This is a genomic window from Bradyrhizobium sp. USDA 4538 (genome assembly GCF_024171045.1).
Classification (GTDB): Bacteria; Pseudomonadota; Alphaproteobacteria; order Rhizobiales; family Xanthobacteraceae; genus Bradyrhizobium; species Bradyrhizobium australafricanum.
The window spans coordinates 7,844,443-7,868,234 of sequence record NZ_JALJZE010000001.1 but is presented as its reverse complement, the minus strand read 5'-3'; the positions used below and the strand labels follow the sequence as shown (position 1 = coordinate 7,868,234).

The following is a 23,792-nucleotide window of genomic DNA, read 5'->3' as shown; positions in this document are numbered from 1 at the left end:
TCACCGGCGGTCGCAATCGCAACGCGGAACTGCGACCGAGCTCAACAACGACAGCCGGTGGTTATGGGTCCCTGCCTTCGCAGGGACGACATCGAAAATGTGGATGGGCCGCGTCAAAACACGCAATCCCCTCGCCTCACAACAGCGTCCCGCGCAGGATCACCGCGGCAACGCCGAAATAGATCACGAGACCTGTAACGTCGACCAGTGTCGCGACGAACGGTGCCGACGCGCTAGCCGGGTCGAAGCCGATGCGTTTGAGGATGAAGGGCAGCATCGAGCCGCACAGCGATCCGAACGTGACGATGCCGATCAGCGCGGTACCAACGGTCGCGGCGACGAGCACCCAATGCGGGCCGTAGTCGAACAGGCCGAGCGTCTGCCACAGCGTGATTCTGACGACGCCGATCAGGCCGAGAATGGCGCCGAGCACGATCCCGGTCGGCACCTCGCGCACGGCGACACGCCACCAGTCGCGTAGCCGGACCTCGTGCAGCGCCAGCGAGCGGATCAACAGCGAGGTTGCCTGCGAGCCGGAATTGCCGCCCGAGCTCATGATCAGCGGGATGAACAGCGTCAGGACGATCGCCCTCTCGAGCTCACTCTGGTACGACTGCATTGCGGTCGCGGTCAGCATTTCCGACAGGAACAGTGCGCACAGCCAGCCGGCGCGCTTCTTGATCATCTCGCCGAAACCGATCCGCAAATACGGCTCGTCGATCGCTTCCATGCCGCCGAACTTCTGGGCGTCCTCGGTCGATTCCTCGACGATGGCGTCGATGACGTCGTCGACCGTGACGATGCCGAGGATATGGCCGGGGCCGTCGACGACGGCGACGGCGAGCAGGTCGTAGCGCGAGATCAGCCGCGCCGCCTCCATGCGGTCGGCCTCCGGCGAGATCATCAGCGGCTTCCGCGCCGGCGCCGCGGTCAGCACATTGGCGTGCGGATCGCCCGAGATCAGGCGACGCAGCGGCACGGCCTGGATCAGGGTCTTCTTGACCGGGTCGATCACGAAGATCGAGTAGACGGTCTCGCGGGTGCGCTCGACCATCCGGATGTGATGCAGGACCTCGGCGATGGTCCAGCTCGAGGGCACGCTGACGAACTCGGTCGTCATGATGCTGCCGGCGCTGCGCTCGGGATAGGCCAATAGCCCGGAGATGACGTTGCGGGTCTCCGGATTGAGCCCGTTCAGCAGCGTGGTGCGCAGCGGCTCGACCAGCTCCTTGAAGATATCGGCGGCACGGTCGTCGGAGACGCCCGACAGCAGCGAGACCGCGGTATCTTTCGGCAGCTCGGCGAGGATCTCGCAGGTGTTGTCGAGCCCGGGCAGGTCAAGCACCTCGATCGCCTTCTCAGCCGGCAGCGATCGCAGCAGCTTCGCGGCATCCGCGGGCTCGCGGGCATTGAGCGCCTCGACGATTTCGGGCGCCCGCTCCTGGGCAAGATCACCGCTCTGGCCGGCGAGCGTCTCTTTCGTGATGGTTTCGCTGGTGTCCTGCATCGATCCGCCTCGGCTTTGCGTTCCGCAGCGCAATGAACCAAGGCGGCGCGGATTTCAAACAGAAAGTGCGACGCCGCGTCGCAGGCGCATCGGCGCCCTGCAACGTCACGGCATCGTCATATTTCGGAAGATTGCAGGGCCCGTATTCGAGGGCTTACGCCTCGTGGGGGACGGCGGCGAACCGGCTCATCACGATGTCGCGCTTGGTCTCGTCGACGCGCACCGTCATGTCGAAGCGCTCGCCATGCAGCTCCTTGTTCAGAACCTCGGCATTGCGGTGCAGCCAGCTGATGCCGGCGCCATCGGAGGCGTCGATCGAAAGATTGAGCGTCGAGCGCTTGGCCGCGAGGCGATCCTCGATCGCGGCGAGCAGCGCATCGATCCCCTCGCCTGTTGCGGCCGAAACCAGGAAGCATGGCCGCTCCGGCGGACGGCGCGCGGCGATATTGCGCAAATTGTCCCGCTCCTCGGGATCGAAGCGGTCGATCTTGTTCCAGACCTCGATGATGCGCTGGCCACCGTCGGCATCGGGATCGATGCCGAGCTGGCGCAACACCGCCTCGACGTCGCGCTCCTGCGCCTCCGCGTCCTCATGGGAGATGTCGCGGACATGCAGGATGATGTCGGCTTCCAGCACCTCTTCCAGCGTGGCGCGGAACGCGGCCACCAGCTGGGTCGGCAAATTGGAGATGAAGCCGACCGTGTCCGACAGCATCGCCTTGCCGCCATGCGGCAGGTTGAGCGCGCGCAGGGTCGGGTCGAGCGTCGCAAACAGCATGTCCGCGGCCTGCACATCGGCGCGGGTCAGGCGGTTGAACAGCGTCGATTTGCCGGCATTGGTGTAGCCGACCAGCGCCACCACGCGATACGGCACGCGCTGGCGGCCGGCCCGATGCAGCCGCCGCGTCGCCTGCACCTTCTTCAACTCGCCTTCGAGCTTGGTGATGCGCTCGCTGATCAGGCGGCGGTCGGCCTCGATCTGGGTTTCGCCGGGGCCGCCCATGAAGCCGAAGCCGCCACGCTGGCGCTCGAGATGGGTCCAGGACCGCACCAGACGGCTGCGCTGATAGTTGAGATGGGCGAGCTCGACCTGCAGCGCGCCTTCCTTGGTCTTGGCGCGGCGGCCGAAGATTTCCAGGATCAGGCCGGTGCGGTCGAGCACCTTGGTGCTCCAGGCCTTCTCGAGATTGCGCTGCTGGATTGGCGACAGCGCGCAATCCATCACCACGAGCTCGACCTGGTTGCTGGCGACGAGGCCGTTGATCTCCTCAACCTTGCCCTTGCCGAGATAGGTCGCGGGCCGAACCTGGCTGATCGGCGCGATCACGGAGTCCACCACCGTGAGGTCGATCGCACCAGCGAGGCCGGCGGCTTCCTCGATCCGCGCTTCATAGTCGCGGACAGACGAATCTGTTTGCGCATCGCCGTCGCCACGGCGCGTGCGCAGGTACGGGCCGATGACGATCACCCGCCCGGTGCTGCCGTCCCCCGCCGACCGTGCACGGTCGGCGCCCCCTTCACGATTGAAGGGTTCCAATCAGTTCACTCTCAAGCCGGTGCGTCCTCACCACCTTCGAACAACTGAATCGGAGCTCCGGGCATGATGGTCGAGATCGCGTGCTTGTAGACCAGCTGCGAGTGACCATCGCGCCGCAGCAGCAAGCAGAAATTGTCGAACCATGTGACAATGCCCTGCAGCTTTACTCCGTTGACCAGAAATATCGTCAGTGGCGTCTTGGTTTTACGAACGTGATTAAGGAAGGTGTCTTGTAGATTTTGTGCGCGGTCTGCCGCCATTGTTTTTGTCCCGCAAGCTTGTGCTTCTTTTTATTGAACCGGTTGTTGCTCTCTGACGGAGCCTCCTCCGGCTGCCCACCTGCCACGAGATCCCCCTCCGGCAGGCATAGCGGTAGGATTAGAGGCTACGCGCGGTTTTTAGGCAAGCCAGTTCGCGGTGCAGTCGGTAGGAACACGGTGGCAATTCTAAGAAAGTGCGGGGAAAGAGACGAATATTCTCGTGGAGAGTGGATAAATCCCCGGTTGTACCGGCCCCGCCCTCGCCCCGCTGATCGATCCAAACCGCCCCGAGAGCCGCCTGTCGGCTCCCCGGCGGGTGACCGCCGGGGCTTCGCTTCGAGCCGCCAGCGGACTGCTGGCCTGCCGCGCCGGGGTCAGCCGACCCCGAGCGCCTTCAGCTTGCGATGCAGCGCCGAGCGCTCCATGCCGACGAACTCCGCGGTGCGCGAGATATTGCCGGAGAAGCGGCTGATCTGGGCGATCAGATAGTCGCGCTCGAACACCTCGCGCGCCTCGCGCAACGGCAGGCCCATGATGTGCTCGCCATTGTTGGAGGTCGGCATCGCCGGCACCATCGAGCCGACGTCCTGCGGCAGCATGTCGGCGGTGATGATCGCCTCCGGACCGCCGCCGGCCAGGATCATCACGCGCTCGACATTGTTGCGGAGCTGGCGGACGTTGCCCGGCCAGACGTGCGACTGCAGGACCGCCATCGCGTCCTGCCCGATCTGCCGCTTCGGCAGGCCGGTGGCGGCCGAGATCTGGTCCATGAAATAGTCGATCAGCTCGGGGATGTCCTCGCGTCGCTCCGACAGCGGCGGCACCCGGATCGGCACCACCGAGAGGCGATGATAGAGGTCCTCGCGGAAGCGGCCTGCGGCGATCTCCTCCTCGAGATTGCGCGCGGTCGAGGAGATGATGCGGACGTCGACATGGACTTTGCCGGTGCCGCCCTGGCGCTGGAAGGTCTGATCGACCAGCACGCGCAGAATCTTGTTCTGGGTCTCGCGCGGCATGTCCGCGATCTCGTCGATGAACAGCGTGCCGCCATGCGCCTCCTCGAGCGCGCCGGCCTTGCGCTGCTGCTCGCCGTTCGATCCCTCGATGCCAAACAGCTCGATCTCCATGCGCTCCGGCGTGATCGCGGCCGCATTGATCACCACGAACGGCCCCTCGGCGCGCCCGGAGGCATGGTGCAGCGTGCGCGCGGCAAGCTCCTTGCCGGCGCCGGAGGGACCGACGATCAGGATGCGGCTGTTGGCCTTGGCGGCGCGGTCGATGGTCTGGCGCAGCTGGTTCATGCAGGCCGAGCGGCCGGTTAGGACGCTCGCCGCCGGCGCCAGCTGCTTGAGCTCCTTCACCTCGCGCTTGAGCCGCGAGGTCTCCAGCGCCCGGGTCGCGACCAGGATCAGCCGGTCCGACTTGAACGGCTTCTCGATGAAGTCGTAGGCACCGCGCTTGATCGCGGCGACCGCGGTCTCGATGTTGCCGTGGCCCGAGATCATCACGACGGGCAGATCGGCATTGTCCTTCTTGATCTGCTCGAGCAACTGCAGGCCGTCGAGCTTGGAGCCCTGCAGCCAGATGTCGAGGAAGACAAGGTTGGGCCGGCGGTTGGCGATCTCGGCGAGCGCCGAGTCGCTGTCGCGCGCGGTGCGCGTGGAAAAGCCCTCATCGTCCAGAATACCCGCAACGAGGTCGCGAATGTCAGCTTCGTCGTCGACAATCAGAATGTCACTTGCCATGGGTTACACCTGCCTTGTCAGTCGCTCGTCGCGGCTTTGAATTTTGGCTTTTGCGCATTTGGCTCTTGATTGTTGGGCCCCTGATCAGCGGGATCTCGGATAGGTTCTTGGATTGGTTCTTGGGTCGGTTCTTGGATTTTTGGTTCATTGTTGGTCGCTTGTGCCGGGCCGTTGGTCGGCTCCTCCGGCGGATTTTTTTCACTTTCCGGTTCGGCCTTGTCCGGTTTGACGTCCGGTTTTTGGTCCTTGCTTTCGGGCTTGTTCTCCGGCTTGGCCGCCTGGCCCGTGACGGCAAAGCGCAGCCGCATCCAGGCACCGCGCTGGCCGTCGCGGAAATCGGAGGCATCCTTGAGCTCGATGCGGCCGCCATGGTCCTCCAGAACGCGGCCGACGATCGCCAGGCCGAGGCCGGTGCCCTTCGCCCGGGTCGTGACATAGGGCTCGAGCAGGCGCGCGCGGGCGACCTTGGGCAGGCCGATGCCGTTGTCGACCACGTCGATCAGGATGTCGTCGTTCTCGCGCTGCGCCACGACGTCGATGCGGCCCTTGCCGAGTTCCTCGCGCGGCACCTGCTCGATCGCCTCGGTGGCGTTCTTGATGATGTTGGTCAGCGCCTGCGAGATCAGCCGGCGGTCGAACTGCGCGGGCAGCGGCGACTGCTTGATGTCGGCCTCGATGTCGAGATCGGGATGCGCGACCTTCATCAGGAACACCGCCTGGCGCACCACGTCGGCGACGTCCTCCCCTTCCATCACCGGCTTCGGCATCCGCGCAAAGCGCGAGAACTCGTCGACCATCCGCCTGATGTCGTCGACCTGGCGCACGATGGTATCGGTGCACTGCTCGAAGATCGACTTGTCCTTCTCCTCGGTGATGGTCTTGCCGAACTTGCGGCGGATGCGCTCGGCGGAGAGCTGGATCGGGGTCAGCGGGTTCTTGATCTCGTGGGCGATGCGGCGGGCGACGTCGCCCCAGGCCGAGGTGCGCTGCGCCGACACCAGCTCGGTGATGTCGTCGAGTGTGATGATGTAGCTGTCGCGCGACTGGCTGGTCTGCTCGGCCGAGACGCGGACCGACAGATTGCGCTCATGGCCGTCGCGCAGGATCGTGACTTGCCCCTGCACCAGGCGCTGCGTTCCTTCGCGCGCCGTCTTCATCATCTCGTCGAGCTCGGGCAGCACGTCCGAGAGCGGATGGCCGAGCGTCTCCGACTCGGCGTGCCCGATCAGCTTCTCCGCCGAGCGGTTGAGAACGCCGATGGTGCCTGAGGCGTCGACCCCGATGATGCCGGCAGAGGCCGACGACAGCACCGCTTCGATGAAGCGGCGGCGGCTGTCGATGGTTTCGCTGGCGTCGACCAGCTCGTTGCGCTGGGTGCGCAGCTCCTGGGTCATCTTGTTGAAGATTTCGCCGAGCAGCGCGAGGTCGCTTTCCGACTTGTTGACCGGCACCTGGACATTGAGATTGCCGGTCGAGACCTCGCTCGCCGCGCCCATCAGCTGGCGGATCGGCGACACCAGCCCGTTGGCGAAGTTCAGCCCGATCAGCACCGAGGCCATCAGGATGGTCAGCGCGATCACCGCGAACATCAGCGCGAACGCGACCTGGATGCCGAGCCTGCGGGTCTCGAGCTGGGCATATTCGGCCGCGCTGGTCTGGGTCTGCTTGAGCTGGGCAACCACCGCCGGATCGAGCAGCCGCGCCACATACAGGAACATGTCGTCATAGGCCCGCAGGCGGACCACGGAGGCGACGTAGTTTTCCGGAAAGACCGAGATCTTCGGCTCGGTCTCGTTGATGTCCTTCAGGATGTCGGGCGGCGGCGCCTCGTAGTTCAGGCGAACGCCGGTCTCGGCGCTGGCGACGATCTTGCCGTCCTTGTCCATCAGCACCGCGACCGGAAGATTGCGCGACTCGGCGCCGGCCGTCATCAGCTGCAGGAACGTCATGCGATCCTGGTCGTAGAGCGGCCGGGCATGGGCGAGGTCATTGGCCATCGCCAGCGTGTCGCCGTTGATGAGCTGGGCGTGCTCCTGCATGTAGGCACTGGCGATGGTCAGCGAATTCTGGATCACCTGCTTGGTGGGACCCGAGAACAGCCGGTCGAGGCCGCGCTCGATGGTGACGTTGGCGACGATCGACACCAGCACGGCGGGCAGCACCGCGATCACCGAGAACAGGCCGACAATCTGCACATGCAGCCGCGCCGCCGCCCGGCCGCGCCGCCTCGCCTGCACCATCTGCCAGACTTCCCGGACGATGATGCCGACCAGCAGCAGGATGGTGCCGGCATTGATCATCAGGAAGGAGCGGACCACCTCGGACGTGGGCTCGATCGGGGTCAGCCCGGTCAGCACCACGAAGGTCAGGAAGGCGGACAGCAGCGCGATGGCCACGGCAAACGGCGCCAGCCAGCGCCGCAGCGGGAAGCCCCGCGCCTCTGCATTGGGCTCGGCCGACGGGGCGCGTAATGTTGAAGCGGTGGTCTCTGCGCTGGTCATACCGGCAATTGAGCTGAGAGCGATCGCCCGCGGGAATTGCGAACTGATGCAATCATATCACAATGTTGCCGAATTGCGACATTTCCGCGGCGCAAACCCCTGGTGCGGCGCCGTGTCCCCAAAACCATTTGTGACTACTCAATAACGGTAGCGAGCTTGAAGCGAGGCTCGCGCCCCGCCCTGGCAGCCCTAGCCGCCGCTCCGGTAGACCTGGATGTCGAGGTCGCGGATCTTCTTGCGCAGCGTATTGCGGTTCAACCCGAGCAGGTCGGCGGCCCGGATCTGGTTGCCGCGGGTCGCCGCCAGCGCGGCGGTCAGCAGCGGGATCTCGATCTCCTTGAGGATACGGTGGTAGAGGCCCGGCGGCGGCACGCCGTTCGGGAAGCCGGAGAAGTGCGAGGACAGATAGGCCTCGACCGCGCCGCCGAGATTGTCGACGCCGACGGTCGCCGTGCTGCCCGAGGTGACCGCGGGCGGCGCCAGCTCGCCGTCGATGACGGACGAGGTGATGACGTCCTGCGGATAGAGGGCGGCGAGCCGCCGCGCGAGGTTTTCCAGCTCGCGGACGTTGCCCGGCCAGCGGTGCTGCTTGAGCCGCTCCAACGCCTGGGCGTCGAGCTTCTTCGGCGGCAGGCCGTCCTTCTCGGCGAGCGAGAAGAAGTGCCTGATCAGGTCGGGCAGATCCTCGATGCGCTCGCGCAGCGGCGGCAGCCGCAGCGGCACCACGTTGAGGCGGAAGAACAGGTCCTCGCGGAACAGGCCCTGCTGGATCAGGATGCGCAGGTCCTTGTTGGAGGCGGCGACGATGCGGACGTCGGTCTTGATCGGGGTGCGGCCGCCGACCGTGGTGTACTCGCCCTGCTGCAGCACGCGGAGCAGCCGGGTCTGCGCCTCCATCGGCATGTCGCCGATCTCGTCGAGGAACAGCGTGCCGCCCTCGGCCTGCTCGAAGCGGCCGGAGGCGCGGGTGTTGGCGCCGGTGAATGCGCCGCGCTCATGGCCGAACAGCTCCGATTCGATCAGGTCGCGCGGGATCGCCGCCATGTTGACCGCGACGAACGGGCCGTTGCGGCGCCGCCCGTAGTCGTGCAGCGCGCGCGCGACCAGCTCCTTGCCGGTGCCGGATTCGCCCGAGATCATCACGGTGAGGTCGGTCTGCATCAACCTCGCCAGCACGCGGTAGATTTCCTGCATCGCCGGCGAGCGGCCGACCAGCGGGATCGAGTCGAACTCGCCGTCATCGGCAGGGCTGGAGACCCGCTCCTTCGGCTCGGCCAGCGCGCGGCCGACGATGGTGATCAGCTCCTTCAGGTCGAACGGCTTCGGCAGATATTCGTAGGCGCCGCGCTCGGAGGCGCGGATCGCGGTCATGAACGTGTTCTGCGCGCTCATCACGATGACCGGCAAATTCGGCCGCATCTTCTTGATCCGCGGCAAGAGATCGAACGCGTTCTCGTCGGGCATCACGACGTCGGTGATGACGAGATCGCCCTCGCCCTGGCTGACCCAGCGCCACAGCGTGGCGGCATTGCCGGTGAGGCGAACCTCATAGCCGGCGCGCGACAGCGCCTGGTTCAGGACGGTCCGGATGGCGGTGTCGTCGTCAGCGACAAGTATGCTACCTGCAGGCATTGGTGTTCCTCATCGTGCATCCTGAGAGGCAGGCGAGGACGTACCCGGAACGTCATCGCGGTTGCTTTGGTCGAGTTGCTTGGCGGCGCTGTACATCGGCATCAGCACGCGGAAAGTGGTTTTGCGCGGCTGCGACTCGCATTCGATGATGCCGCCGTGATCGCCGACGATCTTGGCGACCAGCGCGAGGCCGAGCCCGCTGCCGGTCTGCTTGGTGGTGACGAAGGGATCGAACAGGTTCGGCAGCAGGTCTTCCGGCACGCCAGAGCCGTTGTCCTTGACGCAGAATTCCAGCGGCAGCGAGACCCGCGATTTCTTGCCGGGCACCGACAGCCGCACGCCTGGCCGGAACGCAGTGGTGAGCTGGATCTCGGCATCGGTGCCGAGATCGGCCACCGCTTCGGCCGCGTTCTTCACGAGGTTGAGGAACACCTGGATCAGCTGGTCCTGGTTGGCCAGCACCGGCGGCAACGACGGATCGTAGTCCTCGATGAAGCGGACATTGCGGGCAAAGCCGGACTGCGCCAGGCGCTTCACATGATCGAGCACGGAATGGATGTTGACCGGACCGCGCGCCACCGGGCGGTCGTCGCCGAACACCTCCATGCGGTCGACCAGCGTCACGATGCGGTCCGCCTCGTCGCAGATCAGTCGTGTCAGCAGCCGGTCCTCGGAGGACGCCTGCTGCTCCAAAAGCTGCGCCGCGCCGCGGATGCCCGACAGCGGGTTCTTGATCTCGTGGGCGAGCATCGCCGCCAGCGCGATCACCGAGCGCGCCGCGCTGCGGTGGGTGAGCTGCCGATCCATCTTGTCGGCGATGGTGCGCTCCTGCAGCATCACCACGATATGCCCCGGCCGCTCGGTCAGCGGCGCGACGTGCAGATCGACCTGGCGATCGCCGCCGATCCGCGGCGTGCCGAGATCGACCTTGTATTCGTTGACCGGCGAGCCGCTCGTCCGCACCTGCTCGATCAGCGCCAGCAGCGGGCTGCCGAACGGCACCAGTTCCTTCAGCGACTGCCGGCGCAGGAACTGGGTCGATATCTCGAAGAATGATTCGGCTGCGATATTGGCGTCGACGATCCGCCCGTCGGGTGCGACCAGCAGCACCGGATTGGGCAGCGCATTGAGGATGGCCTCCCCGTCAGTCGGCACCGGCCGGCGGAATTCCATGGCTGACGTCATGCGGCAGCACTCCAGGCAAAATCGTCGTAGGCGTCGGCGAGCGAGCGATGCACGCTGGACGGCTCTTCCGCGGTCAGGATCGCCTGCCGCCAGGTCTTCAAGGTCGCGGCCGGCGCGCAGCTATAGGCCGCAGCAGCCTCCAGCGCCCAGCCCAGATGCTTGCGTGCATGCTTGAGCCCGATGCGCAGGCCATAGTGGCTGCAAACCTCGTCATAGAGCGCGCGAACGTGCTTGAGCTGCTCGGCGAGCGACGGCGCGGCCTCGGCGATCCCGGTCTCGAGGCGACGGCCGATCTGTCCCGGCAGCCAGGGCTGCCCCTGCGCGCCGCGGCCGATCATGACGGCGTCGGCGCCCGACATCTCGAGCGCACTGACAGCCTTGTCGAACGAGGTGATATCGCCGTTGACCACGACCGGGACGGTGACGGCGTCCTTGACCGCGCGCACCGCGTTCCAGTTCGCCTCGCCCTTGTAGAACTGGCAGCGGGTCCGGCCATGCACGGTGATCATCTGCACGCCGGCGTCCTCGGCGCGGCGCGCCAGTTCCGGCGCATTGAGCGAGCGGTCATCCCAGCCGAGCCGCATCTTCAGCGTGACCGGCACCTTGACCGCCGACAGCGTCGCCTCGATCAGCGTGATCGCGTGGTCGAGGTCGCGCATCAGGGCCGAGCCGGACTGGCCCCCGGTCACGTGGCGGGCCGGACAGCCCATGTTGATGTCGATGACGTCGGCGCCGGCGCCTTCGGCGATCCGTGCGCCCTCCGCCATCCAGTGGGTCTCGCAGCCCGCCAGCTGGACCACATGCGGCCCGACCCCGGCTGCCTCGCAACGCAGCTTCGACATCGGCTTGCCGTTCACCAGATCGTTGCTGGCGGTCATCTCGGAGACCACCAGGCCGGCGCCCAAAGTGGCAACGAGTCGCCGGAAGGGCGCATCGGTGATGCCGGACATGGGCGCGAGGAGAACCCGGTTGGCGACAGCAATATCGCCGATCTTCAATGGGTTACGAGGAGTACTTTGCACGCCGGTCACAGCCGTCTCGTCGTTCTGTCAGCCACGCCATTGCAGCTGACGTCGCCTATTCTGCGCACAATTCTTGTGCAGTCAAGGCTCATGCCTACGGTTTAGACATTCCTATCATCAGTGCAGGTGCACTGCAACAAAATCTGCTTTTCCCACAGTCATCGGCAAACGCTCTGTTTTTGCGCAGCGGTCATGCTAAGGGCTGTGCGCGGCGATCCTCGCCGTCCCCCTCATCCCCGATTCGTCTGTCACTGGTTCAAAATGCCGAAGCCTGAGCGTACCGCAGCCATCCTTGTTGCAGCCGGCCGTGGACTGCGCGCCGGCGCAGGCGGGCCGAAGCAATACCGGACGATCGGCGGACAGACGGTGATCTACCGCGCCATGGAGGCGTTCTCCGGACATCCGGACGTGTTTGCGGTGCAGCCTGTGGTCAATCCTGACGACACCGCGCTGTTCGATGAAGCAGTCGCAGGCCTCCGCCATCGGCCGCCGACGCCGGGCGGCGCGACCCGGCAGGCCTCGGTCCATGCCGGGCTCGAGGCGCTCGCAAGCGAAAAGCCGGACATCGTGCTGATCCACGATGCCGCGCGCCCCTTCGTCACATCAGCCGTGATCTCGCGCGCGATCGCCGCGGCCGGCCGGACCGGCGCTGCGATCCCCGTGATTCCGGTCACCGACACCATCAAGCTCACCGGCGATGCCGGCGACGTCGAGGCGACGCCGGAGCGCGCGCGCCTGCGGATCGCGCAGACACCACAGGCTTTTCGTTTCGACGTAATATTGGAGGCGCATCGTCGCGCAGCGCGCGATGGCCGCTCCGATTTCACCGACGATGCGGCGCTTGCCGAGTGGGCGGGATTGACGGTTGCGACGTTTGAAGGTGATGCTGCCAACATGAAACTCACCACACCCGAGGACTTCGTGCGCGAGGAAGCGCGGCTCGCAAGCCAGCTCGGCGACATCAGAACTGGCACCGGCTACGACGTGCATGCCTTTGGCGACGGTGACCATGTGATGATCTGCGGCGTGCGCGTGCCGCACACGAAGGGATTCCTGGCCCATTCCGACGGCGATGTCGGGCTGCATGCGCTGGTCGACGCGATCCTCGGCGCGCTGGCCGACGGCGATATCGGCTCGCATTTCCCGCCGAGCGAGGCCAAGTGGAAAGGCGCCTCCTCCGACCAGTTCCTGAAATACGCGGTCGAGCGCGTCACCGCGCGTGGCGGACGGATTGCCAATCTCGAGGTGACGCTGATCTGCGAGCGGCCGAAGATCGGGCCCTTGCGCGACACCATGCGGGCGAAGATCGCGGAGATCTCCGGCGTCCACATCTCGCGCGTGGCAGTCAAGGCCACTACCAGCGAGCGACTCGGCTTCACCGGCCGCGAGGAAGGCATCGCGGCAACCGCGAGCGCCACGGTCCGTCTCCCTTGGGACGATAAAGGCTGGGACGATAAAGGCCGGAGTGCCTGACATGGGCGGCAGCGACGCTCGTGCCCTCTCCCGCTCGCTGCTCGACCTGTGCCGGATGCGCAAGCTGACCATAGCGACCGCCGAATCCTGCACCGGCGGCCTGGTCGCGGGTGCGCTCACCGACATTCCCGGCTCTTCCGACGTGATCGACCGCGGCTTCGTGACCTATTCGAACGAGGCCAAGCGGGTCATGCTTGGCGTCAAGGCGGCGACGCTCGAAACGTTCGGCGCGGTGAGCAAGGAAACCGCGACCGCGATGGCGATCGGCGCGTTGGAAAAGGCCGGCGTCGACCTTGCGGTCTCGATCACCGGCATCGCGGGCCCTGGCGGTGCGACACCAGGCAAGCCGGTCGGCCTGGTGCATTTCGCCGTCGCCGCGCGCGACGGCCGCATCATTCATCGTGAACAGCGATTTGGCGCAATCGGCCGCAGCACGGTGCGGCAGCGCTCCGTGGTCGAAGCCTTGCGCATGCTGATGGAGCTTGCGCGCCCGCCGCAGGCCGCCAAGCCGCGTCGCGAGGCCGCCAGCCGGTTGCGGCCAAGGGTGGCCCGGTCGCCGCGGAGCCACGCTGCGAAACGCCGCCGGCCGCCGCGCGGATAGGCCCACCCCCAAAGTCGAGTGGCGCCACGGCCCGCCTTACACGGGCTTGTGTCAAGTGCGGCCCGGTGACGCTTACCTGAAATGGAACTTTGACGCGGCTTCGCCGCTTTATGTTGTTCCAACTCTGCTGTTTCGATTGTTCGTCCAACAGCAAAATCCCACAACAAGGAGAAAATGATGAAGTTGGGAACTTTGGTCGTGGCCGCCATCAGCGCTGGCGCCATGACGCTGTCGACTGTTGTGCCTTCGTCCGCCGCACCACTCGCTCCCGCGCGATTGCAGGATCAGCCTACCTCCGTCGAGCATGTGCAGTATCGGCACTGGCACGGTGATCCGCGTTACGGCTATCGCGGCGGATACGGCTACCGCGGTGGTTACTATCGCGATCGTGGCAGTAACGGCGCGGCGATCATCGGCGGGCTGGCGGCCGGCGCGATCATCGGCGGCGCGATTGCGGCGAGCCAGGCCAAGGCCAACAACGACGCCTATTGCTCCCAGCGTTTCCGCACCTACGACCCGGCTTCGGGCACCTACATCGCATCCGGCGGCGTGCGGCGATCCTGCCCGTAAGTCGGCGAACGGTCTCCCGCATCATCCGTCGTGCCCGGCCTCGTGCCGGGCATTTGCGTTCCAGAGATGTAGACGAGACGGCTTCGCTACGTCGACAGCTGCGGCTTGCCGTAGACCTGATCCGCGCGCTTCTCGAACGCCGCGGCAAAGCGCGAGAATGCGGCGTCGAACATCGAGCCCATCAGCATCGCCAGCATCCGGCTCTTGAATTCGTAGTTCAGGAAGAAGCCGACATCGCATTCTGTTTCTGACTTCGGCTCAAAACTCCAGCGATTCTCCAGATTGCTGAACGGGCCGCGCAGATATTCGACCAGGATATTCAGATTGGCCCGGTCGAGCGTCACCTTGCTGGTGAAGGTTTCCCGCACCAGCTTGAAGGACACCGTCATGTCCGCCACCACGACCTCGGTGCCGTCGTCCTTGGGCGTGCGCTGGCGGATCTTGAGCGACTGGCATAGCGGCACGAATTCGGGATAGCGCTCGACGTCGGCGACCAGATCGAACATTTGAGGTGCGGTGTGCCGGACCCGCCGCTTGCTTGAGAATCGTGGCATCAGTGGATACTCGCACGGCTTTGCCCGAGTGCGAGGCGCTTCAGATAATCATCCGCCTGCGCCCGATCGGTGAAACAGACCAGCGATTGATCGGGCCGCAAGCCGGCAAAATACTCGATCAGCTTCGGCCGCTGCTGCCGGCGATAGGTCCAGACGTAGCGGAAGAATTCGAGATCGATCTTCTCAGGGCAGCCTTCCGCCATCTCCGGGCGGACCTCGCCATAGCTCCCGGCTATCCGCCTGAAGATACCGAGCATGCAGGTCGACCGCGGCAGGTCGAACCAGATGATCGTATCGGAGAGCTCCCGGCGCAATTGCCCTGCACCATGCCTCATGTAGTTCCCATCCATGATCCAGCGCGGCTCCTGGGCTGCTTCGGTCATGCGGCGCTCGAATTCGTCCCTGCCCGACTCGACCCAGCCCGGTTTCCAGAACAGCGCATCGATCGACACGGCCGGAATCCCTGTCATCGCGGACAGCCGCCGCGCAAAGGTCGACTTGCCGGATCCCGACGATCCCATCACCAGAACGCGCTGCATTGGTCCAGTCCAAGGTTCGCTCAAGGTTCGGTCAAGGCCCGATCAAGCAACGGCGCGTGACGGCGCCGGCTTACCGCCGTTTGCAAAAATCTAGCGGCCGCGGGCCGTGCGCGCCGCCTGCAGTTTGGCGAAATCCTCGCCGGCGTGATGCGACGAGCGCGTCAACGGGCTCGCCGACACCATCAAGAAGCCCTTGGTATAGGCGACGCGCTCGTAGCCTGCGAACTCGTCCGGCGTCACGTAGCGCATCACGGCGTGATGCTTGCGGGTCGGCTGCAAATACTGGCCGATGGTCAGGAAATCGACGTCGGCCGAGCGCAGGTCGTCCATCACCTGCAGCACTTCGTGCCGCTCCTCGCCGAGGCCGACCATGATGCCCGACTTGGTGAAGATGGTCGGATCGATCTCCTTGACCCGCTGCAGCAGCCGGATCGAATGGAAATAGCGGGCGCCGGGACGGACCGTCAGATAGCGCGACGGCACGGTTTCCAGATTGTGGTTGAAGACGTCGGGCTTGGCCACGACCACGCGCTCCAGCGCGCCGTCCTTGCGCAGGAAGTCCGGTGTCAGGATCTCGATCGTGGTGCTCGGGCAGCGCGCGCGGATGGCGCGGATGGTCTCGGCAAAATGCTCGGCGCCGCCGTCGGCGAGATCGTCGCGGTCGACCGAGGTGACCACGACATGACTGAGCCCGAGCTTGGCGGTGGCCTCCGCGACGTATTCCGGCTCGCTCGCCTCGAGTGCGCCGGGCATGCCGGTCTTGACGTTGCAGAACGCGCAGGCGCGCGTGCAGGTGTCGCCCATGATCATGAAGGTGGCGTGCTTCTTGTCCCAGCACTCACCGATATTGGGGCAGCCCGCCTCCTCGCACACCGTGACGAGGCCGTTCTCCTTCACGATCCGGCGGGTATCCGCATAGCCGCGCGTGTTCGGCGCACGAACGCGGATCCAGTCCGGCTTCGGCGGCGACACGGCATCCGGCCGGTTGACCTTTTCGGGGTGCCGCGGGCGGAGCTGAGTGGTGGAGATGGTGTCGACGATGGTGACCATGGATGCCTACAAGTCGCGGGAGCACGATCCAGGCAGATCATGCTCCGAACCAAGGGCTTAGCTAATCGGTGTTGACGCGGCTCGCAACCCGCCCCGCGACCCTAGCAGACCTGCCCATATATTGGCAGTCTTGCGGTCCGTTCCACGCCGATTCCCACCTCAAAATGGCTCAAAAACCCCGATCCATCCGCGCGACCGCGCCGCGCCTCGGCAAGGCGCTGAAACGCTCCTTCTTCGATCGCAGCGTCCACGAGGTCGCCCCCGACCTGATCGGCGCGACCTTCCTGGTCGGCGGCGCCGGCGGCATCATCACCGAGGTCGAGGCCTATCATCACACCGACCCGGCGGCGCATTCCTACCGCGGGCCGACCCCGCGCAACCAGGTGATGTTCGGCCCGCCGGGCTTCTCCTACGTCTACCGCTCCTACGGCATCCATTGGTGCGTCAACTTCGTCTGCGAGGAAGCGGGCTCGGCCAGCGCCGTGCTGATCCGCGCGATCGAGCCGACCCATGGGCTCGCGGCGATGCGCCGGCGGCGCGGGCTGGAGGACGAGCGCGCGCTGTGCTCGGGGCCCGGCAAGCTCTGCGAGGCGCTCGGCATCACCATCGCGCACAGCGAATTGCCACTCGACCGCGCCCCGATCGCGCTCCATGCGCGGACCGAAGCACCCGACATCATCACCGGGGTGCGGATCGGCATCACCAAGGCCGTCGACCTGCCCTGGCGCTACGGGCTGAAGGGATCGAAATTCCTCAGCAAGCGGTTTTGAGCGCCACGGCGTTATCAGCTATGACGCCTTCTTCAACCGCTCGATCGCCTCGAGAATCTTGGCGCGGCGCTCCGCTGCTGCCGCGCGCTTTTCCTTCTCTTCCTCGACGAGCTCTTCCGGCGCGTTGGCGACGAACTTCTCGTTGGCGAGCTTGGCATCGACCCGCTTGATGTCGGCGTCGGCCTTGCCGAGCTCCTTCTCCAGCCGCGCGCGTTCAGCCGCGAGATCGATCACGCCCTTCAGCGGCAGCGCGACCGCCTCGCCGCGGACAAGAAGCTGCACCGCGCCCTCCGGCGGGTGATCGGCGAACGAGATATCCGACAATCGCGCGAGCCGCTTGATGGTGTCGTTCCAGCGCCGCGCGCGGTCCCGCGTCTCGTCGGAGGCGCCCGCGATCACCAGCGGCGTCAGTGTCGACGGCGGGATGTTCATTTCCGCCTTCACCGACCGCATCGCAGTGACGAGATCGACCACCCAGCCGATCTCGGCCTCGGCCGCAGGATCGCTGAACTCGTCGGCGTCGAGCGCGGCAATCACCGGCGGAATGATCGGATCGACCACCGGACCGGCGGTCGCGATCGCGGCCAGCTGCTCGCCGGTCACGCCCGACTTGCGCGGCCAGGACGCCAGCACCAACAGGCCGTCGCGCTTTGCGGTCACCGCCCACAGCTCCTCGGTGATGAAGGGCATGAACGGATGCAGCAGCTTGAGGATCTCGTCGCGGGTCCAGGCCACCATGGCGCGGGTCTCGGCCTTGGCCGCGCCCTCCTCGCCCATCAGCACGGGTTTCGCGAGCTCAAGATACCAGTCGCAGAACACGTTCCAGACGAAGCGGTAGATCGCGCCCGCGGCATCGTTGAAGCGATGATCCTCGATCGTCTCGGTGACCTCGCGGGTGACGCGCGAGGTTTCGTGCGCGATCCAGCGGTTCAACGTCTCCTTTGCGCCCTTCGGATCGAAACCGTCCGGCTTGACGCACTCGTTCATCTCGGCGAAGCGGCAGGCGTTCCAGAACTTGGTCGCGAAATTGCGGTTGGTCTCGACCAGATGTGGCGACAGGCGGATGTCATGGCCTTGCGCCGCCTCGCGGGTCAGCGCGAAGCGCAGCGCGTCGGCGCCGTATTCGTCGATCACGCCGAGCGGGTCGATGACGTTGCCCTTCGACTTCGACATCTTGGCGCCCTTCTCGTCGCGGACGAGACGGTGGATGTAGACGGTCGAGAACGGCGCCTCCTTCATGAAATGGAGGCCCATCATCATCATGCGGGCGACCCAGAAGAAGATGATGTCGAAGCCGGTAACCAGCGTATTGGTCGGGTAGTAGCGCGCGACCTCCGGCGTGTCGTCCGGCCAGCCCAGCGTCGAGAACGGCCACAGGGCCGACGAGAACCAGGTGTCGAGCACGTCCTCGTCACGCGTGATGAAGCCCTCGCGCTTGGCGGGGTCGACCGCCATGTCGTGGCCCTGCTCCGGCGTGATGACTTCCTGTTCGACGTAATAGCCGAGCGCGTGGCCGACCGCCTCTTCCTCGGTCTCGGCGACGAACACCTTACCGTCGGGTCCGTACCACGCCGGGATCTGATGGCCCCACCAGAGCTGGCGCGAGATGCACCAGGGCTGGATGTTCTCCATCCACTCGAAATAGGTCTTTTCCCAGTTCTTCGGCACGAACGTGGTTTCGCCGGAGCGCACCGCCGCAATCGCCGGCTGCGCCAGCGTCTTGGCGTCGACATACCACTGGTCGGTCAGATACGGCTCGATCACGACGCCGGAGCGGTCGCCATGCGGCACCATGTGGGTGTTGGGCTCGATCCGCTCGAGGAAGCCGAACTCTTCCAGCCTTGCGACGATCTTCTTGCGCGCCGCGAAGCGCTCGATCTTGTCAAACTCGTCGGCGAACTCGTCGGCGCCCATCGGCAGGCCGCGCAGATAGTCCTCGTTGCCCACCAGGCTGAGGCTGCCTTCCTGGTCGAGTACGCTGATCTGCGGCAGGCCGTGACGCTTGCCGATTTCGAAGTCGTTGAAGTCGTGCGCCGGCGTCACCTTGACCGCGCCCGAGCCCTTCTCCGGATCGGAATAGTCGTCGGCGACAATCGGAATCCTGCGGCCGACCAGCGGCAGGATGACGTGCCGGCCGACCAGATCGGCGTAGCGCTCGTCGTCCGGATGCACCGCGACCGCGGTGTCGCCGAGCATCGTCTCGGGACGCGTCGTCGCGACCACGATGAACGATTTCGGATCCTCGGGGCTGAAGTTGCGGCCCTCGATCGGGTAGCGCAGGTACCAGAGATGGCCCCTGACCTCGACCTGCTGCACTTCGAGATCGGAGATCGCGGTGAGCAGCTTCGGGTCCCAATTGACCAGGCGCTTGTCCTTGTAGATCAGGCCATCGCGATGCAGCTCGACGAACACCTTGACGACGGCGCGCGACAGGCCCTCGTCCATGGTGAAGCGCTCGCGCGACCAGTCGCAGGAGGCGCCGAGGCGCTTGAGCTGGTTGACGATGGTGCCGCCGCTCTCGGCCTTCCACTGCCAGACCCGCTCGAGGAACTTGGCGCGGCCCATATCGCGCCGGCCTGGCTCCTGCCGTTCCATCAGCTGACGCTCGACCACCATTTGGGTGGCGATGCCGGCGTGATCGGTGCCGGGCTGCCACAGCACGTCGCGGCCGCGCATCCGCTCGAAGCGGCACAGGATGTCCTGCAGCGTGTTGTTGAGCGCGTGGCCCATATGCAGCGAGCCGGTCACGTTCGGCGGCGGGATCACGATGGTGAAAGGCGCGGCGTCCTTGCGTTCAGGCCGGCCGGCCTTGAACGCACCGCTCTCCTCCCAGATCCGGGCCATCCGTTGCTCGATATCGGCGGGCTGGTAGTTTTTCTCGATCATGACAATGCGCTGTGGACCATGGAGAGCGTTAGAAACCCGCCGGAGCGCACCAAGTCAACCGGACCGGCACGTCAAATCGACGTTTAGGGCATTTGGGGAGCTGATTGAGGGCCGCCAGGCCCAACGGCAGGAGCCAGCCTCGCGCCGGCGGCGGAGCTAGCTCCCGCGGCGGAGCTCGCGCCCGCGCGGAGCTAACGCCCGCGGGATACTCGCTCGATCTCGGCCTTGACGATCCGCTCGACCAGCCCGGGCAGATTGTCGTCCAGCCAGGACTTCAGCATCGGCCGCAGCATCTCCTTGACCAGATCCTCGAGCGTCCGCGCATTGTTGCTCAGCACGGTGTTGGCCAGCGAGTTGAAGGCCGATTCGACGGCCCGCATCGTGGTTCCCGAGATGATCTGCTGCATGGGCGCGGTCTCGATTGCCGGCGGCTCCCGGGCCGGTTCCGGCGCCCGGCTCCGCGCTTCCGTGAACTCGAGGTCGTCCTGTGGCTCGACCTTGCGGAACGACGGCGCGGCGGCTGGGTCCGGCAGCGCCATCTCGTCGGTGAGTTCGAACACGTCGGCTTCGGGCTGGGCTGCGGGCTGCGGCGATGGCCTGATCTCGGCTGCGGGCGTCGCCTCGTCGAGGCTGGCGAGCAGCGAGTCGATGTCGTCCTGACTGTTGCTGGCCGCCGGTGCTGGCGCAGGCGGCGGTGATTTCGGCGCGGGCGCGGCGGCCTTCGCAGCTGGTGGCGCTGCGGGCGGCGGGCTCTTCATCGCGGGCTTGGCTGCTGGTGCTGGCTCGACCTTCGGCGGCTGCGCTGCAGCGGCGGCCGCAGGCTTCTCGGCCGCGGCCGGCTTCGCCTCGTCGTCGGCAATGATGCGACGGATCGACGCCAGGATCTCCTCCATCGAGGGCTCTTGGACCTTCGCAGGTTGCGTCATCTCCGACTCCACATCGAAACGATTTTACATCAAGCCCGAGAGGATTCGCCGGTTCCGATGATGCGGGCGGAGATTTTGACTGCTCCCGCCCGACTTGTCCCCAGATCAAGCCCGCCCGAGGCTTTGTGCAAGCTTCGTGTCGCCCAATGCAGCGTGATCACAGGTGGCGTCGCACCTGTCATCACGCTACGCCGGCGCGCCGCGAATCGCCTTGCTGCCCGACAAAACGGTATGTCAGGCCAATTATCGAATGCAAGCAAACGCGCCTGTTTGTGATCCTGATTAACTCAGAACCACAAACATGACGCGACAAGCGATGATGATGCGAAGGTGTTTAGCGGCCGTCGGGCGTGCGCACGCCGGCCCAGTTGTCACGAACCTGTTGGTAATGCACGCTCGGATCGTAGACGTTGGTCGAAAGGCCGAGCACCTGCGGCGACAAGCGGCCAACCGCGCTCAGCACGTTATAGGACGCGACGACGCGGTCGTGCTGCGCGGTCACCAGCGCGTTGCGCGCGTTGACGAGCGCCTGCTGCGCGTTGAGCACGTCGAGCGTGGTCCGCTGACCGGCCTTGGCCTCTTCGCGCACGCCGTTCAGGGCGATCTCCGACGCGGTCACCTGCGCCTGTGCCGACGCCACCTGCGACTTGCCGGCGACCAGCTGGCCCCACGCGGTGACGACGTTGGCGCGCGCCTGATCGCGGGTCTGTTCGAGCACGAGGCGCTGCTGCGCCAGCGATTCCTTGGACTGGCGGATCAGCGAATATTCCGCACCGCCCTGGTAGAGCGGCACCGACAGCTGGACCGCCGTTCCCGCGCTGAATGCGCGCTGGCTGATCAGGGTCTGCTCGTATTGCTGCTGCACGGACGTTTGCAGGTTGACCGACGGGAACAGCGCACCCTCGCTGACCTTGACCTGCAGGAAGTTGACGTCGACGCCGTACATCGCCGAGGTGACGTTCGGATTCTGGGTCAGGCTGAGATCGACGGCGGAGGCAAGCGTCGTCGGCAGGAAGCGGTCGACCGGCGAGCCCGGCGCGAGATTCTGCGGCTCGTTGCCGATGATGCGGCGGAAATTCGATCGCGTCGTCGTCAGGTTCGATTCGGCGGTGAGCTGCTGGGTTTTGCCTGCCGCGAGCTGCGCTTCGGATTGCGCGACGTCGGTGCGCGTCACTTCGCCGACATTGAAGCGGTCCTGGGTCTGCTTCAGCGTCTGTTCCAGCACGCGCGTGTTGCTGCGCTGAACCTCGACGATGGCGGAGTCGCGGAGATAGTCCATGTAGATCGTGGCCGCGCTCAGGATCACGGTTTGCTCGAGCACACGCAGGCCCTCGCGCGCCGCCGAGACCTGGCTTTCCGCCGCGCGCACCCTGGGCGCGGTCTGCGCGTTGAACAGCGACTGGTTGACCGTGAGGCCTGCGCTGCGTGGGGCGTTGGCGCCATGGATTTGGGTGCGGACAAGATTGTTCGCGTCGCCACCCTGTGTCGTCAGCGTATCGGTGTATTGGTACCCCGCGCTTGCCGTCAGTGCGACTTTCGGGCGGTAGCCCGACAGTGCCTGCGGAACGTTCTCGTCAGTTGACCGCACCTGCGCGCGTTGCGCGTTCAGCTGGGGATTGTTTTGGTAGGACCGCACCAGCGCGGCCTCGATTGTATCGGCGAGTGCGGGCACGGGGCCCATCTCCGCCAACAGAAGGACGGCAGTCGCAGCCGCGGTGACAACCTTCACCCCACGCATCCCCGGAAATCCAATCATTGTAGTCGCCGTCTCCCACACGCAAATCAGTCCGGCGGTCGCTTCAGTCGAAGTGAGTCCCGCCTCACCTTAGTCCGCAGCTAGGCCCAACGGAACTACCCCGCAACGGAACACGGTCGAAACTCTTCACATGGGGCAAACGGGCCACACTTCTGATTCGGAACGGGATTTTATCAGCCAATGCGCCGCGATCACGGTTAGAAGACGAAGGCGGGAACTCGCTCGAATCCGGGTAAAACGGGGGCCGAGGCGTCGAACAGCTCGCGATGGCCGAAATCCCCGTGGGAGTGCGTCACCAGGGTGGCGCGCGGCGGCGGCAACAGGCCGAACACTCCGACCAGCCGGCCCCCCTCCTTGAGCTGGCCGAACAGCCCGGTCGGGACGATTTCCGTCGCACCATTGAGGATAATGACGTCAAACGGGGCGCCCGCGGCATCGCCGTCGGCGGCCGCGGCCGTTTTGACGGTGATATTCTGGATCCCGAGTTCGGCGAAAGTCGTATTCGCCTTTGCGGCAAGCGCCGGATCGCTTTCGGTCGCGCTGATCTCTGCGGCAAAGCGCGCCACGACGGCGGCGGCGTAGCCGGTCGCGCAGCCGACCACCAGGACCCGGTCGGTGGCCTTGATCTCGGCGGCCTGGAGCATCCGGGCGAGCAGCGCCGGCGTGATCAGGCAACGCCTGGTCGCACCGCCCTCGGCGACATCGAGGTCGAGGTCGAGGTAGGCCAGCGCCTGCTTGCTGGCCGGCACGAAGACCTCGCGCGGCACGGTCAGCATGGCATCGAGAATACGATCATCGGTCACGTCGCTCGGACGCACCTGACCATCGACCATATACTGGCGCGCGGTCGAAAAACCGGTCATTGGCGGAGACCCTGCAAGTCGCGGCATTGCCGCTGGAGAAGCTAGAACAGGGCCATCTTTTGGAACAAGCTCCGCAAAAACGCAACACGCCGCTGGCGTGCAAAACGCGCTCCCAAAACGCGCTCGTGGCGCCGTCTATTCGATCGTGACGGCGAGTCGGCCGATCAGGCGGGCCACTTCATCGAGATGCTCGGAATCATGCTCCTCGACGGCCCTCGCGAGCCGGCGGACGCACTCATCGTCACTGATGTCGGGGGCATCATTCGGAACGAGCGTCGGCTGCGGCATCGACAGGTCGATCAGGTTAATAGCCATCAAGATCACCTCTCAAGACCCGGCGGGAGCAAGTGTCGACGGCTATTGAGTCGATTTGACGACGTTTTCGGCCTGTCCGCTGCGGACCACGGGCTTGTGA

Annotated in this window: 20 protein-coding genes; 4 read left to right on the top strand and 16 right to left on the bottom strand. The window is 65.6% G+C overall.

Annotation, left to right across the window (positions count from 1 at the left end; translation table 11 throughout):
• Positions 1-136 precede the first annotated feature (136 nt).
• The 8 genes from mgtE to dusB form a co-directional block, all read right to left on the bottom strand.
• Positions 137-1,507 carry a magnesium transporter gene (gene mgtE, locus J2R78_RS36180; protein WP_225162186.1) on the bottom strand — a complete coding sequence of 457 codons (1,371 nt, stop codon included), beginning with the start codon at positions 1,505-1,507 and terminating at the stop codon, positions 137-139.
• A gap of 154 nt (positions 1,508-1,661) precedes the next feature.
• The gene (gene hflX, locus J2R78_RS36175) at positions 1,662-3,044 is read right to left on the bottom strand and encodes a GTPase HflX (protein WP_253608575.1); all 1,383 of its coding nucleotides are present in this window, start codon (positions 3,042-3,044) and stop codon (positions 1,662-1,664) included.
• Between the two features lie 11 nt (positions 3,045-3,055).
• The gene (hfq, locus tag J2R78_RS36170) at positions 3,056-3,304 is read right to left on the bottom strand and encodes an RNA chaperone Hfq (RefSeq protein ID WP_006020546.1); all 249 of its coding nucleotides are present in this window, start codon (positions 3,302-3,304) and stop codon (positions 3,056-3,058) included.
• 374 nt (positions 3,305-3,678) lie between these two features.
• Positions 3,679-5,049 (bottom strand): sigma-54 dependent transcriptional regulator, encoded by a 1,371-nt coding sequence (locus tag J2R78_RS36165; protein ID WP_028331957.1) that lies wholly within the window; start codon positions 5,047-5,049, stop codon positions 3,679-3,681.
• A gap of 17 nt (positions 5,050-5,066) precedes the next feature.
• On the bottom strand, positions 5,067-7,550 hold the full coding sequence (locus tag J2R78_RS36160; RefSeq protein ID WP_253608574.1) for an ATP-binding protein: 2,484 nt from the start codon (positions 7,548-7,550) through the stop codon (positions 5,067-5,069).
• A 189-nt stretch (positions 7,551-7,739) separates the two neighbouring features.
• Complete coding sequence (ntrC, locus tag J2R78_RS36155; RefSeq protein WP_050419700.1) at positions 7,740-9,182, bottom strand: nitrogen regulation protein NR(I); 1,443 nt, start codon at positions 9,180-9,182, stop codon at positions 7,740-7,742.
• Between the two features lie 9 nt (positions 9,183-9,191).
• Entirely contained in the window at positions 9,192-10,367 is a 1,176-nt protein-coding gene (locus J2R78_RS36150) for a nitrogen regulation protein NR(II) (RefSeq protein ID WP_026192783.1), read from the bottom strand.
• Positions 10,364-11,365 (bottom strand): tRNA dihydrouridine synthase DusB, encoded by a 1,002-nt coding sequence (gene dusB / locus J2R78_RS36145; protein ID WP_253610012.1) that lies wholly within the window; start codon positions 11,363-11,365, stop codon positions 10,364-10,366. Before dusB ends, J2R78_RS36150 begins: the two co-directional genes overlap by 4 nt.
• A 285-nt stretch (positions 11,366-11,650) precedes the next feature.
• On the opposite strand from dusB, the gene J2R78_RS36140 reads away from it, so the two are divergent.
• From J2R78_RS36140 to J2R78_RS36130, 3 genes are all read left to right on the top strand, one after another.
• Positions 11,651-12,862 (top strand): bifunctional 2-C-methyl-D-erythritol 4-phosphate cytidylyltransferase/2-C-methyl-D-erythritol 2,4-cyclodiphosphate synthase, encoded by a 1,212-nt coding sequence (locus tag J2R78_RS36140; RefSeq protein WP_253608573.1) that lies wholly within the window; start codon positions 11,651-11,653, stop codon positions 12,860-12,862.
• A 1-nt stretch (position 12,863) separates the two neighbouring features.
• A complete protein-coding gene (locus J2R78_RS36135; protein WP_038386736.1) occupies positions 12,864-13,463 on the top strand; it encodes a CinA family protein in 600 nt (199 codons plus the stop codon).
• A gap of 174 nt (positions 13,464-13,637) precedes the next feature.
• A complete protein-coding gene (locus J2R78_RS36130; RefSeq protein ID WP_253608572.1) occupies positions 13,638-14,033 on the top strand; it encodes a BA14K family protein in 396 nt (131 codons plus the stop codon).
• Positions 14,034-14,119: 86 nt separating this feature from the next.
• Here J2R78_RS36130 and J2R78_RS36125 read toward each other — a convergent pair whose 3' ends face one another.
• From J2R78_RS36125 to lipA, 3 genes are all read right to left on the bottom strand, one after another.
• Positions 14,120-14,587, bottom strand: a complete 468-nt coding sequence (locus J2R78_RS36125; RefSeq protein WP_076828775.1) for a type II toxin-antitoxin system RatA family toxin — start codon at positions 14,585-14,587, stop codon at positions 14,120-14,122.
• Positions 14,587-15,126 carry a DNA topology modulation protein gene (locus tag J2R78_RS36120; protein ID WP_253608571.1) on the bottom strand — a complete coding sequence of 180 codons (540 nt, stop codon included), beginning with the start codon at positions 15,124-15,126 and terminating at the stop codon, positions 14,587-14,589. Before J2R78_RS36120 ends, J2R78_RS36125 begins: the two co-directional genes overlap by 1 nt.
• A 90-nt stretch (positions 15,127-15,216) precedes the next feature.
• Positions 15,217-16,176, bottom strand: coding sequence for a lipoyl synthase (gene lipA, locus J2R78_RS36115; protein WP_225646693.1), 960 nt, complete (start codon positions 16,174-16,176; stop codon positions 15,217-15,219).
• A 164-nt stretch (positions 16,177-16,340) separates the two neighbouring features.
• Between lipA and J2R78_RS36110 the strand changes: the two genes are divergently transcribed.
• Positions 16,341-16,946 (top strand): DNA-3-methyladenine glycosylase, encoded by a 606-nt coding sequence (locus J2R78_RS36110; RefSeq protein WP_092084129.1) that lies wholly within the window; start codon positions 16,341-16,343, stop codon positions 16,944-16,946.
• 18 nt (positions 16,947-16,964) lie between these two features.
• Here the strand turns inward: J2R78_RS36110 and J2R78_RS36105 are convergent, their stop codons facing one another.
• From J2R78_RS36105 to J2R78_RS36085, 5 genes are all read right to left on the bottom strand, one after another.
• Positions 16,965-19,832, bottom strand: a complete 2,868-nt coding sequence (locus tag J2R78_RS36105) for a valine--tRNA ligase (protein WP_253608570.1) — start codon at positions 19,830-19,832, stop codon at positions 16,965-16,967.
• Positions 19,833-20,023: 191 nt separating this feature from the next.
• A complete protein-coding gene (locus J2R78_RS36100) occupies positions 20,024-20,758 on the bottom strand; it encodes a PopZ family protein (protein ID WP_253608569.1) in 735 nt (244 codons plus the stop codon).
• Positions 20,759-21,092: 334 nt separating this feature from the next.
• Positions 21,093-22,496: a TolC family outer membrane protein gene (locus tag J2R78_RS36095; RefSeq protein ID WP_028331944.1), complete on the bottom strand. Its 1,404-nt coding sequence runs from the start codon at positions 22,494-22,496 to the stop codon at positions 21,093-21,095.
• 215 nt (positions 22,497-22,711) lie between these two features.
• On the bottom strand, positions 22,712-23,377 hold the full coding sequence (locus J2R78_RS36090; protein WP_253608568.1) for a protein-L-isoaspartate O-methyltransferase: 666 nt from the start codon (positions 23,375-23,377) through the stop codon (positions 22,712-22,714).
• Between the two features lie 135 nt (positions 23,378-23,512).
• On the bottom strand, positions 23,513-23,692 hold the full coding sequence (locus J2R78_RS36085) for a hypothetical protein (RefSeq protein ID WP_016842100.1): 180 nt from the start codon (positions 23,690-23,692) through the stop codon (positions 23,513-23,515).
• Between the last annotated feature and the right edge of the window lie 100 nt (positions 23,693-23,792).